The 13,469-nt window shown below is 71.4% G+C and carries 10 protein-coding genes; 3 read left to right on the top strand and 7 right to left on the bottom strand.

Translation table 11 applies throughout. From position 1 onward, the window contains the following. Positions 1–10: 10 nt before the first annotated feature. The 3 genes from ACYUED_RS01030 to ACYUED_RS01020 all read right to left on the bottom strand — a co-directional run bounded on the left by ACYUED_RS01030 (position 11) and on the right by ACYUED_RS01020 (position 2,770). A complete protein-coding gene (locus ACYUED_RS01030; RefSeq protein ID WP_491290436.1) occupies positions 11–499 on the bottom strand; it encodes a lamin tail domain-containing protein in 489 nt (162 codons plus the stop codon). A 110-nt stretch (positions 500–609) separates the two neighbouring features. Beyond that, on the bottom strand, positions 610–1,575 hold the full coding sequence (locus ACYUED_RS01025; protein WP_491290435.1) for a DUF1152 domain-containing protein: 966 nt from the start codon (positions 1,573–1,575) through the stop codon (positions 610–612). Between the two features lie 28 nt (positions 1,576–1,603). Further along, positions 1,604–2,770: an FAD-dependent oxidoreductase gene (locus ACYUED_RS01020; protein ID WP_491290434.1), complete on the bottom strand. Its 1,167-nt coding sequence runs from the start codon at positions 2,768–2,770 to the stop codon at positions 1,604–1,606. Between the two features lie 170 nt (positions 2,771–2,940). On the opposite strand from ACYUED_RS01020, the gene ACYUED_RS01015 reads away from it, so the two are divergent. Together ACYUED_RS01015 and ACYUED_RS01010 are read left to right on the top strand one after the other, a co-directional pair. Continuing rightward, positions 2,941–3,390, top strand: coding sequence for a pyridoxal-phosphate dependent enzyme (locus ACYUED_RS01015; RefSeq protein WP_491290433.1), 450 nt, complete (start codon positions 2,941–2,943; stop codon positions 3,388–3,390). Continuing rightward, positions 3,300–3,920: a pyridoxal-phosphate dependent enzyme gene (locus tag ACYUED_RS01010; RefSeq protein WP_491294773.1), complete on the top strand. Its 621-nt coding sequence runs from the start codon at positions 3,300–3,302 to the stop codon at positions 3,918–3,920. The genes ACYUED_RS01015 and ACYUED_RS01010 overlap by 91 nt, the downstream gene beginning before the upstream one ends. 57 nt (positions 3,921–3,977) lie before the next feature. On the opposite strand, the gene ACYUED_RS01005 is transcribed toward ACYUED_RS01010, so the two are convergent. After that, positions 3,978–5,342 carry an FAD-dependent oxidoreductase gene (locus ACYUED_RS01005; RefSeq protein WP_491290432.1) on the bottom strand — a complete coding sequence of 455 codons (1,365 nt, stop codon included), beginning with the start codon at positions 5,340–5,342 and terminating at the stop codon, positions 3,978–3,980. Positions 5,343–5,594: 252 nt separating this feature from the next. On the opposite strand from ACYUED_RS01005, the gene ACYUED_RS01000 reads away from it, so the two are divergent. Then, positions 5,595–6,437, top strand: coding sequence for a CU044_5270 family protein (locus ACYUED_RS01000; RefSeq protein WP_491294769.1), 843 nt, complete (start codon positions 5,595–5,597; stop codon positions 6,435–6,437). Positions 6,438–6,488: 51 nt separating this feature from the next. Here the strand turns inward: ACYUED_RS01000 and ACYUED_RS00995 are convergent, their stop codons facing one another. The 3 genes from ACYUED_RS00995 to ACYUED_RS00985 all read right to left on the bottom strand — a co-directional run bounded on the left by ACYUED_RS00995 (position 6,489) and on the right by ACYUED_RS00985 (position 13,000). Next, positions 6,489–7,328, bottom strand: a complete 840-nt coding sequence (locus tag ACYUED_RS00995; protein WP_491290431.1) for a chitosanase — start codon at positions 7,326–7,328, stop codon at positions 6,489–6,491. A gap of 164 nt (positions 7,329–7,492) precedes the next feature. After that, positions 7,493–10,096: a SpoIIE family protein phosphatase gene (locus ACYUED_RS00990; RefSeq protein WP_491294767.1), complete on the bottom strand. Its 2,604-nt coding sequence runs from the start codon at positions 10,094–10,096 to the stop codon at positions 7,493–7,495. Between the two features lie 348 nt (positions 10,097–10,444). After that, positions 10,445–13,000 (bottom strand): SpoIIE family protein phosphatase, encoded by a 2,556-nt coding sequence (locus tag ACYUED_RS00985; RefSeq protein ID WP_491290430.1) that lies wholly within the window; start codon positions 12,998–13,000, stop codon positions 10,445–10,447. Positions 13,001–13,469: the final 469 nt, after the last annotated feature.

Below are 13,469 nucleotides of genomic sequence, written 5' to 3'. Positions count from 1 at the left end.
GCCATCGCCGTCACCCGTGGAACGAGATGTACCCGTTGCCGTCCCTGTCGTTGTTGCTCTTGGTGTACGCGTGTGAGTCCGCGCCGGCGCCGGACGGCTTGTACAGGTAGATCGTGTCCTTGTCGTTGTTCCAGATGAAGTTGCAGTTGTTGCGGTAGACGACGTTGTTGCTGTCGGAGTCGGTGCCGTGGCCGCCACGGAGCTTCACGTAGTCACCGGGCTCCAGGTAGTGGTTCTTGGTGAACGTGAACTTGTTGCCGGTCTTGTCCTTCACCACGTAGCCCTTGAGGTTCACGGTGGTGCCCGACGAGTAGTTCTTGATCGTCAGGTACTCGTTCTTCGTGTTCCCGGTGGTGCAGCTGTTGGAGTCTCTGCCCGGCGCGTCGTACTGGACGCCCTTGAGCTTCAGTGCCGACGAGTATTCGGTGGCATGGGCCGGCACGGCGGCCAGCACGGCGAGAGTGCCCGCGCCGGCGGCGGCGACAAGACGTATACGCATGGAGATAGTCCCCCCTGTGTGGACATTCGGTGAAGGATCTGGAGCGTATACAACAGGGCGGATTCGGGAGCCGATTTCACCGAAATGTGGCCGACCTCGCCGGGTCGTGCTCAGTGGGGATAGGCGCGCGGCGGTCGCTGGCGGGGCAGTTCTGCGCGGAACTCCTCGATGACGGTGCTGATCTGCCGCATCAGCACGGTGTTCTCCAGCCGGTCGAGGTAGAGGTTGCGGCGGGCCAGAGCGGGTGCGTCCACGCAGAAGTACAGGGCCATCAGCGGGTTGATGAACAGTTCGCTGTCCCTGGTGCGTTCCGTGAACCGGACGTCACCGAACTCGCCGCGCACGGCCGCCGCGACCGAGCCGTTGACGATGCTCGGGTACTCGGGCGTGTTCCGCCGGGCGTGCTCCACCGCGTCGAGGTAGAGGGCGCCCTCCCGGCTCGCGGGCGGGAGGGAGAAAGCGCCCAGGTAGGCGCCGGCCCGGTCCAGGGCGGCCAGGTTCTCCAGCACCAGGCAGTGGTTGACCCCGTGATGGGCGTCCACCCCGAACCCCAGGCAGGCCACGAGCCGTTCGGGTATCTCGTCCAGTCCGTGCACGGCGGCCAGGCTGGCCATGTCCTCCTCCGGAGTGCCGAGCCCGTGCTCGTCGCCCCGCATGAGGATGTCGGTGCCGCCGTCCACGAGTACCACCGCGTCCACCCCGCCGAGATGTCCGATGAGCGCGCGGTAGGCGGCGCGCAGCGGCTGGACTCCCGTGCACGGGAAGGCGTGGACCGTGGACGGCAGACCCTGCCCTTCGAGCCACCGGGCGAGCGTGCGCTCGGGGAAGTAGTCCCCACGCGCCACGGTGTCCGGGCGGATCGCCGCGACGTCCTCCTCCAGCCACACATCCAGGGAGAGCCCGTTCAGGTCGGCGAAGGAGAGGTTCGCCAGATGGACCTCCTTGCCCGCCGAACGCAGCGCGAGGGCCAGCGGGAGACCGGCGTACACGTCGAAGCCACCGCCGGCTCCGGCGACGAGCACCCGCCTCGCGTCACGCAGGCGGGTGAAGAAGGGAGGCTCGGTGAGGGAGAACATCGGGGGACGGTAACAGGGTGAGGGTGTGTCAGGCCTGTGCGACGTCCCGCAGGTCCGACTCCCACTCCAGGAGCCGTGCCAGTTCGTCGTCCCCGGGCCGGGACGCGGCCGGGCTCCGGGTGGCGGGCGGCGTCGAGGCGCCACCGCGGGAGATGTTGCCGCTGACGGCGATGTTGTGCTCCACGCGCGGACGGCGCAGGTTCTCGTAGAGGGAGAGCGCGGCATCGGTGTCCGGCGCGTCGCGCAGCGCCTTCCCGAGGACCACGGCATCCTCCAGCGCCATGGACGCGCCCTGCCCGGTCGCGGGGGAGGCGGCGTGGGCCGCGTCGCCGACGAGCAGGGCCCGTCCGGAGCGCCAGGGGGTGCCGGCGGGCAGCTCGGTGGCGTTGGTGACGAGAAGGTCGTCACCGGTGGCGGCGACGATGTCCGCGGCGGGCGTGGCGTCCTCGCGCAGCGACGGCACCAGCAGCTCGCGCCATCCGGCCGGTGATCCGTGCGTGAGTTCGTCGGCGGACAGCGGGTCGCCGGACACGCGCGCGAACCAGTACGTCTCCCCGTCGGGGGATACGGCGAAGCCGAAGGCGGCCGTGCTGCCGCGCACCATGGTGATGTGCGCGGCCGGTTCGGACAGGGGCGCGGCGCCGGTGTAGCCGTAGAAGACGCGCTGGCCGGCGTAGAGCGGCCGCGTGTAGGGGCTGATCAGCTGTCGGACCGTGGAGTTCAGGCCGTCGGCGCCGATCAGCAGGTCGCCGGTGGCGGTGCTGCCGTCGCTGAAGTGCGCGGTGACGCCGGCCGGTCCGTCCTGGACACAGGCGAGGCGGGCGCCGTGCCGGACGGCGATGCCGCGGCGTGCGGCCTCCTCCTGCAGAGCGGAGTTGAGGTCGCCGCGGCGCAGGCAGCGGAACTGGAGGAGGGTGTCGGCGGCCTCGCCCAGGGGCACCTGGGCCAGCTCGGCGCCCGCGTCGTCCAGGACCCGCATCGACGTCAGCGGGAAGCCGAGTGCCGTGACCGCGGCGGAGGCGTCGATCTGGGCGAGCGCCCGCATTCCGTTGCTCGCGAGGGTGAGAAACGCGCCCAGGTCCTCGGCGGAGTCGGGATGCGCCTCGTACACGGCGACGTCGAGGCCCGCCTTGCTCAGGGCCAGCGCCGTCGCGGTACCGGCGATTCCGCCGCCGATGACAAGTACTCGTGCCACGCCCCACCCCGCTCGAATCCGTCCCGTCACGCGGACGACTCACAAAGACGCACGCGCACTTGGAGGAACGCCTGAGACACGGCAGGGGTTCCGTGGAGAGGCGGCGATCTCCGCCGGCGTGATGAGGTGTCGGTGAGTGAGACCACCACCCCGCTCCCGCTGGAGACGTCATGACGGACAAGATCGCCCTGTCGACCTGGCCCACACCGCTGGAGCCCATGCCCCGCCTCGCCGCGCGCCTGGGCCTGCGCGAGCACGATCTGTGGATCAAGCGGGACGACCTGATCGGCCTGGGAGGAGGCGGCAACAAGGTCCGCAAACTGGAGTGGTTCGCCGGCGCCGCCCACGCGGCGGGCGCGGACACGCTGGTCACCACCGGCGCCGCGCAGAGCAACCACGCCCGGCTCACCGCGGCCGCCGGTGCCCGCCTCGGTCTGGACGTGGTCCTCGTCTTCGCCGGCACACCCGACGGCGCGGCGAACGGCTCCGGCAATCTCGTTCTGGACAGCCTCTTCGGGGCGCGGATCCGCTGGGCGGGCGACGGCGATCCGAGTGCCCTGGGAGCCGTCGCGGAGGACGTCTGCGAGCAGTTGCGCCGCGACGGAGCGCGCCCTTCCTGATCCCGTTCGGAGGGTCGAGTCCGCTCGGGGCGCGCGGATACGCCGAAGGCGGTGAGGAACTGCGGGCCCAACTGCCGGACGTGGCACACGTGGTGGTCGCTCTCGGGTCCGGCGGCACCATGGCGGGCCTGGTCGGTGCCCTCGGCGAGGAGCGGGTGCTGGGCATCCACGTCGGTGCGGTTCCGGAACCGGCCGCCACCGTGGCCGCTCTCGCAGGCGCGCTCACCCACCGCACCCTCGACCCGGGCTCACTGCGGGTGCGCACCGACCAGGTCGGCGCGGGATACGCGGTGCTGCACGAACCCGTCCTGGAAGCGATCAGGACGGCCGCGGCGAGCGAAGGGATCGTCCTGGACCCCGTCTACACCGGCCGGGCCATGGCGGGCCTCGTCGCGGCCGTCTGCGACGGGGACATCCGGCCCGGCGAGCCCACCGTGTTCCTGCACACCGGCGGGCTTCCGGGACTGTTCGGCCATACGGAGACGGTGCGCCGCTCCGTCACCGCACTGCGGTCCTGCAAGCCCGTATGAGGAAGCCGGTCGTGCCGCGCCGCCAGGGGGCGCGGCACGACCGGCGCCGGGCCGGCGTCAGGCTCCGCTCGCCCCGAGCATGTCCTCGCGCTCGACGATCTTCACGCGCTCACGGCCCTGCGGCTCGCCCAGCGCCTTCTCCGCCGCGTCCAGCCTGTACCAGCCCTCCCAGGTGGTGAAGCGGACGTCGCGCTCGGCGAGGAACGCGTCCACCGCCTCGGGCTCGGGCGAACCCGGCGTCTGCAGACGGCCGTTCGCATGGTCGGCGAGCAGGTTGGACACCGTCTCGTTGGCGTCGCCCTTGGTGTGGCCGATCAGACCCACCGGACCGCGCCGGATCCAGCCCGTGACGTATGTCGACTGCAGGTGCTCGCCGGACTCCTGGATCACCCGGCCGCCCTCGTCCGGGACCGTGCCCGAGTCGACGTCCCAGGGGAGCTTGGGGAGTTTGTCGGACAGGTAGCCGACCGCGCGGTAGATGGCGGTGACGTCCCAGTCCTTGAACTCGCCGGTGCCCTTGACGTTGCCGGTGCCGTCGAGGACGGTGCGCTCGGTGCGCAGACCGACGACGCTGCCGTCCTCGCCGAGGATCTCGGTGGGCGACTCGAAGAAGTGCAGGAACAGCTTGTGCGGGCGGTCGCCGACATCGCGGATCGCCCAGTTCTCCAGGGTCTTGGCGACCATGTCGGCCTGCTTGTTGCCGCGCCGGGTCTCGATGGAGCCCTCGTCGTAGTCGATGTCCTCGGGGTCGACGATGACCTCGATGTTGGGGGAGTGGTCCAGCTCCCGCAGCTCCATCGGCGAGAACTTCGCCTGCGCCGGGCCACGGCGGCCGAACACGTGGACCTCCAGCGCCTTGTTGGCCTTCAGGCCGTCGTGGACGTTCGCCGGGATCTCCGTCGGCAGCAGCTCGTCAGCGGTCTTGGCGAGGATGCGCGCCACGTCGAGGGCGACGTTGCCGACGCCGAGCACGGCGACCTTCTCGGCCTCCAGCGGCCAGGTGCGCGGCACGTCCGGGTGGCCGTCGTACCAGGAGACGAAGTCGGCGGCGCCGTAGGATCCGTCGAGGTCGATGCCGGGTATGCGCAGCTCGCGGTCGGCCGTCGCGCCCGTTGAGAAGATCACGGCGTCGTAGAACGCCCGCAGGTCGTCCAGGCTGATGTCGTTCGGGTAGTCGACGTTGCCGAAGAGACGGATCTGCGGCTTGTCGAGCACCTGGTGCAGGGCCGTGATGATGCCCTTGATGCGAGGGTGGTCGGGGGCGACGCCGTAACGGATCAGGCCGAACGGGGCGGGCATCCGCTCGAAGAGGTCGATGGACACGCCGGGTTCGGCGGCCACGTCGGACTTGAGCAGGGCGTCGGCGGCGTAGATCCCGGCGGGGCCGGCTCCGACGATGGCTACCCGCAGGGGGCGCGGCATGATCAGGTTCCCTTCGAGTGATGACAGGCGACTCGAACGGGAAGCCTAAGCTAAGGCAAGCCTAAGTCGGTACGCGGGTCCGGTCTATGGACTCATAAGTCAAATTTATGAGCCAGGGACGGAACTCGAACGCGGGTATCGGCCAACAGCAGTCGACCATGCCCGCGACCTCGAGGGAAACCCATGAACCTGAATGGCGATCAGTGACCGCCTTGCCGACCATCGGAACCCGGCCTCACCCCGCGGCGCGCGATCCGGGCGGAGAGCCGGCCGGGCCGGCTGTCCCGAAGGCTGGTGTTCAGGATCGCCGTGGCCGGAACAGCCGCAGCCGCGGTCGCGGGAGGTGCAGTGGTCGTGGCCGGGCGCGAGGAGGACGCGGACGCGGACGCCCCCCGGATGACCCTCCTGAGCGCGGCGCAGTTGCTGCGCAAGGCCGCGGGCCGCTCCCGGTCAGCCGCCGGCGGTCTGCCGATTCCGCGCAACGACCAGTACCTGTACACGAAGACCTACATCACACGGACGTATGTGAAGGGTGCGAGGACCAGGACCTGGACGGACGAGAGCTGGCTCTCCGTGGACGGCTCCAAGCCCTCCCGGCGCGAGGAGCACGGCAAGATCCACCATGACCCCCCGCTGGGCAGGCACGAGGTCAGGTGGCCGCCGACGGAATACGCCAAGCTGGCGAAGTGGCCCACGGATCCGGACACGCTGCTCAAGCGGCTCATGATGACGGGGGACGACTCCCCGGAGGCCAACGGCATGGCGTTCATGAACACGTGCATGCTGATGATGGGACCGCGTGTCATGCCGCCCGGCCTGGAGGCCGCCACCTTCGAAGCCGTCGCGAAGATCCCCGGCATCAGGCTCGACCACCACGACGTGGACGCTCTCGGCCGGCACGGGATCGGGGTCTCGTACCCGAGGGTCACCTTCTCGTTCGTCTTCGACCCCGGAACCTATGCCTATCTGGGCCTGCGGTTGAAGGGAAGCAGCGCGAAGAAGCTCAACGGCAAGTGGCAGCAGGTCGGCTGGTACTACGAGATGCGGGGCCTGGAGGAGGCGGGCGTCGTGGACCGTATCGGCCTGCGCCCGTAGACCTGGGGGCCGCCGTACCTCGCGGGGGCGGTACGGCGGCCCGGCCGGAGCTCAGCCGATGTGGTAACTGTCGCCGTACACCTTCCAGTTGAGCGGAGTGTTCAGGCACAGGTTCCCGTTGCGCAGGAACACCCGCTGCTCCGTGTCGACCCTGCCCGTGTCGCTGTGGGCCTCCTCCTGCTTCATGGCCCACACGCGCGCGTCGAGGAAGGCTCCCAGGTAGGTGACCTCGTTGCCGCCCTGGGCCGGCGGCTTCGCCGAACGCAGGGCGCGCTTGCGTATGTTGCGGAAGCTGGTCGAGTCGTCGCCGTCGCCGTGCATGACGATGGCGTCGTAGTAGGCGAACTGCCCCAGTGTTCCCAGGCCGTCCGTCCGGCCCTGCTGCAGGGCCGGGTTGAAGTACACGCGGTCGCGCTCGTCGTTCTGTGCCTGCTGGAAGGCGCTGTCCTGGGCCGCTGTGCGCCAGTCCCTGGGGAAGTTCGGGTCCAGGCCGTCGTGCGAGTCGGATCCGTTCACCCGGCGCAGCGCCGGGAGGTACCTGGCGAGCACATTGCCGGGCTTGCGGTCGGTGTAGAGCTGGACGAGGTCGAGCATGTCGCCCGTGCCCGAGCAGAAGCCGATGATCCCGGCGGTGTAGCCGCGGCCGTCACCGATGTCCTCGATGTACTTGTACTGCGCCTTCCAGTCGAGCGAGGAGTTCTCCGCGCTCGACACCAGCTTCATGGCGATCTCCTTCTTCGCCGGGTCGTCGAGCCCGGCGCAGCCCGCGGCCGCCGACGCGTGCGAGGGCTTCAGGAGGGGGGCCGCGGCCAGGGTTGCGCCGACCGCGGCGAGGACGGTCCGGCGCGAAAGCCGGACGGGACGTGCGGGCTCGCTGGAGGGGTGCCTCACGGGGGCTCCAAGTCGTGGTGGGGGGTGGGGAGTTGGCCGTGCGTCATACTGATAGGAAGGTTTACTATCAGAGCGCGCGGAGGGAGCGCACCCGTCGCGGGAGAAGTTCGTAGGGACGTACGAAAAAGGTACGGACCAAATCGGGGTGAGTCAGGGCAGAGACGTCAGGCGGAGATGTCAGGCACGGGCTGCTCGGCCCAGATGACCTTGCCCTCCGGTGTGTAGCGGGTCCCCCAGCGGTCGGAGAGCTGGGCCACGAGGAAGAGGCCGCGTCCGCCCTCGTCCGTCATCGCCGCGTACCGCAGATGCGGTGAGGTACTGCTGCTGTCGTAGACCTCGCAGATCAGGGTGCGGTCGAACAGCACGCGGACGCGGATGGGGTCGGCGCCGTAGCGGAGCGCGTTGGTGACCAGCTCGCTCAGGACGAGTTCGGTGGTGAAGGCCAGCTCGTCGAGCCCCCACACGGTGAGCCGGCGGCTGACCGAGGCGCGGACCTCCGAGACGGCCGCCGGGTCGTTCGGCACCTGCCACTCGGCGATCCTGTCGGCGGCGAGCGCCTGGGTGCGGGCGACGATCAGAGCGACGTCGTCGCTCGGCCGGGCCGGCAACTGCGATTCGAGCACCACCCGGCAGGTGTCCTCGGGCGACTCACCGGCGCGCTCCAGGGCGCCCCGCAGCAGTTCGAGCCCCTCGTCGATGTCCCGCTCGCGGTCCTCGACGAGCCCGTCCGTGTACAGGACGAGGCGGCTGCCCTCCTCCAGTTCGAGGTCGGCCGTCTCGTACGGCAGTCCACCGAGGCCCAGCGGGGGACCGGCGGGCACATCGGGGAACTCGACGGTGCCGTCGGGCCGGATGAGGGCCGGCGGCGGGTGGCCGGCCCGGGCGACGGTGCATCTGCGGGACACCGGGTCGTAGATCGCGTACAGGCAGGTGGCGCCGGTGATCGCGGCGCTGCCGCCCTCGGTGGCCTCGGTGGTCTCGTCCTGGTCGATGCGGCCCACCAACTCGTCGAGCAGCGCGAGGAGTTCGTCGGGCGGCAGGTCGAGGGCGGAGAAGTTGTGCACCGCGGTCCGCAGCCGCCCCATGGTGGCCGCCGCGTGCAGCCCGTGGCCGACGACATCGCCGACGACCAGCGCGACGCGAGCGCCCGACAGCGGCAGTACGTCGAACCAGTCGCCGCCGACTCCGGCCTGCGCGGGCAGGTAGCGGTACGCGATGTCCAGCGCGGACTGCTCGGGCAGCCGCCGGGGCAGCAGGCTGCGTTGCAGAGTCACCGCCATGCTGTGCTCGCGCGTGTAGCGGCGGGCGTTGTCGATGGAGACCGCGGCGCGGGTCACCAGCTCCTCGGCGAGGGCCAGTTCCTCCGTGTCGAAGGGCTCGGCCTTCTGTGAACGCCAGAAGCTGACCACGCCCAGGACCAGGGATCCGGCGCGCAGCGGCACGGTGATCAGCGAGTGGATGCCGTACTCCACGACCTGCGCCGTGCGTTCCAGGTCCTGGGCGCGCCAGCCGGGAGCCGAGGCGAGATGCGGTTCCAGCGTGGCCTGCCCGGAGCGCAGGCTTCGGCCCTGCGGCGAGGAGTCGACGAACCTGATCTGCCGGCCCACCTTGTACAGCGGGGCGTCCTCGCGGATGCCGCACGAGGCGGTGCGGCGCAAGGGCGTCGTCGCCTCCGGCTGGCCCCCGGCCAGCACGGTGTCGAACAGGTCGACCGTCGCGAAGTCCGTGAACCTGGGCACGGCGAGCTCCGCCAGCTCCTCCGCGGTGCGGGTGACGTCCAGGCTCGTGCCGATGCCCACCCCGGCGTCATACAGCATGTTGAGGCGTTCGCGTGCCGTCTCGGCGCGGCCGGACAGAGCGCGCAGCTCGGTCGAGTCGCGGAGCGTGGCGACGGTGCCCGGCGGGCCGCCCTGGACGTCGGTGGGCCGCTGGTTGACGGCGAGGAGACGGTCCTTGACCAGGTGCACCTCGTCGGTGGCGACGCGCCCCGAGGCCAGCAGGTCGGCGGTGTCGGCGGCGAGGCCGAGGTCGAGTGCGTGCCGGCCCTCGGCGTCCTCGGGCAGGTCGAGCAGACGGTGCGCCTCGTCGTTGGCGAGCAGCAGACGGCCCTCGCCGCTGACGATGAGCACGCCCTCGCGGACGGCGTGCAGCACCGCGTCGTGATGCTCGTACATGCGGGTCATCTCGTCCGGGCCCAGGCCGTGTGTCTGGCGCAGCAGCCGTCTGCTGACGAGCGCGGTGCCCGCCGTCGCCAGGGCGAGTCCCGCGGCCGCGGCGAGCAGGACGAGTGGCAGCTGCCGGTTGGCGGCTCCGCCCACGTTCGCGGTGGTGATGCCCGCCGACACCAGGCCCACGACCCTGCCGTCGGGCGCCTTCACCGGCACGACGGCCTGTACCAGCCGCCCGATCGTGCCGTTGACCTCCTCGACCACCGTCCGCCCGGCCAGCGCGGGCCCGATCGTCCCCACGAACTTCTTGCCGATGCGGTCCGGCTTGGGGTGGGTGTAGCGGATGCCGTCGGTGTTCATGACGACGATGAAGTCCACGCCCGTGGCCTTGCGGGCGGCCTCCGCGCGCGGCTGGAGCACAGCCGTGGGATCGGGGCTGCTCAGTGCCTCGCGGGTGCCCGGCGCGTTGGCGAACGCCTCGGCGACCGCGACCGACCGGTTGCGGGCCTCCTGCCTGCTGTCGTGCCGGACCTGCAGGTACAGCGCCACCACCGCGGCGACCACCAGCAGCAGCACGATCACCACCTGCAGAACGAACATCTGCCGGGCGATGCTGCGTCCGGTCAGCGCCGACCTCAGCGCCGTGAAACGCCCCGGATCCGGTTCGCCGGGGTGGGTTCCGTGGTGCGTCAGCGAACGGCCCGTCGTCCGCGCCGATCGATGCCCGTGCGCTCCGTGGGCGCGGTCGTGCGCGCGGCGGGCACGGGGACCGCCGGGGCGGCGGTGCGACCGGGCCCCGGAGCGGTCCGGAAGTCGGACCATGTGCCCATGTCTACACTGCCGGGCCGCATGAGGCGAGAGGCGTCTCAGAGAGTGACAGGGGTCGTGCCGGTTCGTGTGGCCGGCGGCGCGTGCAGGAGTCGCCGCGCCGCCGGCGTACGACAGGCCTCAGCGCTGGTTGCCGTGCTCCGCACGGCGCGTGGCGAGGAGCAGGGCGATGTCGTCGGGGCGGTCCGCCGAGTGCCGGGCGGTCGCGGTCAGGCGGTCGGCGACCCCGGACAACGCTCGGTGGCCCGGACGGGCGGCGGGGGCGCCCGCCTTCGACAGGGCGATCCGCAGGGCCGTGATGCCGTCGTCGATGTCGCTGCCGGGCCGCTCGACGAGGCCGTCCGTGTACAGCGCGAGGACGGCGCCGGGCTCGATCCGCAGCTCCGTCACGGGGTAGTGGGCCTGCGGATCCACCCCGAGCACGACGCCGCCGGGCAGATCCAGGACGTCGGTGTGTCCGTCCGGGTGACGCAGCAGTGGCGGCGGGTGCCCGGCGTGGGCCACCCGTGCCAGGCCGGACGCCGGATCCAGGCGGATGTAGCAGCAGCTCGCGAACTGGCCGGGATCGAGGTCGATGAGCAGATGGTTGGTACCGCTCATCACCTCGTCGGGTGGACGGTCACTGAGCGCGAACGCCCGTACGGCGCTTCGTAGTTGGCCCATGGTGGCGGCCGCCTGCACGCCGTGCCCCTGCACGTCGCCGATGACCAGGGCAAGGCCGTCCCCCGCCTCCACGACGTCGTACCAGTCGCCGCCCACCTCCATGCCCTGGGTGCCGGGCAGATAGCGCCCGGTGGTCTCCACCTGCGGGTGGGCCGACAGCCTGCGGGGGAGGAGGGCCTGTTGCAGTCCCCGGGCGAGCGCCGCCTCGCTTTCGTAGCGCTGCGCCTTCTCCATGGCGTTGGCGATCAGGCCGGCGAGCGCGGTGAGCACCGTGCGTTCCTCGGTGCTGAAACTGCGGGGGCGGTCGAAGCCCAGAATGCAGGAGCCGACCGGGCGCCCGGACGCGATCAGCGGCAGGAAGGCCCGCGCTCCCTCGTCCGCGTCCAGCGGGATGCCGGGATAGGCGGCCGCCAGCTGCTCCATCGAGTCGAAGAAGAGCGGCCTGCCTGCGGTGAGCGTCTCGACGCCGGGCAGCCGGGCGTCGAGGCCCACACCCTCGAACGGGGTGAGGAACCCTTTGGGGAAGCCGCTCTCCAGGGCCAGGTGGAGGTGGCGGTCCTGCAGCAGGTAGATGGCCAGGTGGCGGCCGCCGAACGCGGGCAGCACCTCCCGCATGACCACGGCCGCCACCTGGCGGGCAGTGACCGCCTCGGTCAGTGCGATGGCGAGGACGATGGGACGGTACAGCGGAGCCATCGACGGGGCCGTGGGCACGGAGGCCCTGACCGGTTCCGGCCCCTCCTCGGGCCCCGGCGTGAGGTCCGCGGCGGCCTCCGCCAGCCGGTTCGCCGGACGGAACGTACACGTCAGCACGTCCGGGCCCGGATAGACGCATACGTCGAGCCAGGCGCCGTCGTACGACGCGGCGTCGCTCTCCCCGCCCTCCGGGCCGGGCCGCCACAGATGGAAGCGCACCGGGTCCGGGGACAGCAGCGCGCTGCGCAGATGGTCCTCGAAGGCGGGCTGGTTCAGCCAGGGCACGCTCTCCCACAGAGGACGGCTCAGGAGCTGTGTCCGTGAGCGGCGCAGCAGCCGTCCTGCCCGCGGGTTGGCGTACAGGATCAGCCCCAGCCGGTCCAGGCAGAGCACGCCCTCGGGCAGCAGGTCGGCCGCGGCGTCGGCTGCCGCGCCGGGACCCGGGTCGACGACGAAGCCCCGTACCGGATGGGCGCCGGACGGTGTGCCGGGCGGGGCCGGGGCGGCGTACGGGCTCCACAACTCCACCAGCCGCAACGCGCCGTCCTCGGAACGGACATACAACGGCAGGGGCGGCGGCCGGCCCGCGGCCGTCTCGCGCAGCGCGCCCAGGACCCGCTGCCGCTCGGCCGGGGCGACGGCGTCCACGAGGGCCTCGACGGACGTAGCGAACTCGTCGGCGGGCACCCCCAGCAGCGCGGGCAGGCGTTCGTCCGCGGTCACGACATCCGTCACCGGGTCCCAGGCGAAACCTCCCGCGCGGCCCGCGGGCGGGCGGACGCCCGGCGGCCGCACACACATGGGCTCGCCGTCCCAGGCGACCGACGTCCTGCCGCCGTCGTCCAGGCGCCGCAGGGCCGCGCCCAGGTCCTCCGCCAGCCGCACCATGCGATCGAGGTGATGGAGCAGCTCGGTCGCGTCCGGCGCGGAGGGACACAACACGGTCAGCACACCGTAGGTCGTCGTCCCGCCCACGATCGGTACGTACAGCGAACCGAACTGGAACGGCAGCCCGGCCGCGAACTGGGGGTAGCGGCGCATCGTCTCCGTGGCGTTCGGCAGGACCACCTGAACGCCGAGCCGGTAGGAGTCGGCCACCGGGAAGGGGCGGTCCACATGCATCCGCCACCAGGGCCTGAACAGCGGGCCCGGCAGCCCTGCGAGCACCGCGAGCCGCAGCAGCCCGGGTGTGCCGGAGCGCAGGTAGACCCCTCCCGAGTGCCCGCCGGCCGCACCGATCGCCCTTGTCGAGGCGTCGATCAGCAGCGAGGCCAGCTGTCCGGGCGTCCGGTGTGCGTCCTCCACGCTCCCAGTCATCGGCCCTACCTTGTCCCTGCGCCGTCCAGCGGGCGACACAGTAAGAATGCGCCACCACGGGCCGGTGTCGCACCTGGGCGGACGCAGTTCGCACGGGAATCACCATTCCCGGGCGTCGCGGGGGTGTCCCGCCGGTCGTGGGTGAAGCGAGATCGGCGGCGCCGGGCGTCGCGAGAGCGGTGTGACCTGCGTCGCAGTGTGTGACGGCGGCCTCGGCCCCTTGGGCACGCACGGCGGGAGCTCACCGCGCCTACGCCTCCGACCGTGGTGCGAATCCGCGATCCATGCGGTGGCCACCTCTTCTCAACGACCAGCAACAGCCGTGCGAGGCCCCGGTGTTGACGGTCATTCCAGTGCGCGCTCGCCGAGACCCTCACCATCTGCGACACCTACTTCTGCTCGCTCTTCTGCCCCATCCGGCCCCACCGGCCGGCGACCTTGTGGGAGCGCTCCCAGAACGGCAGGATGC

It is taken from the genome of Streptomyces sp. DF42, from assembly GCF_058267695.1.
This window is presented reverse-complemented; position numbering and strand designations above follow the sequence as displayed.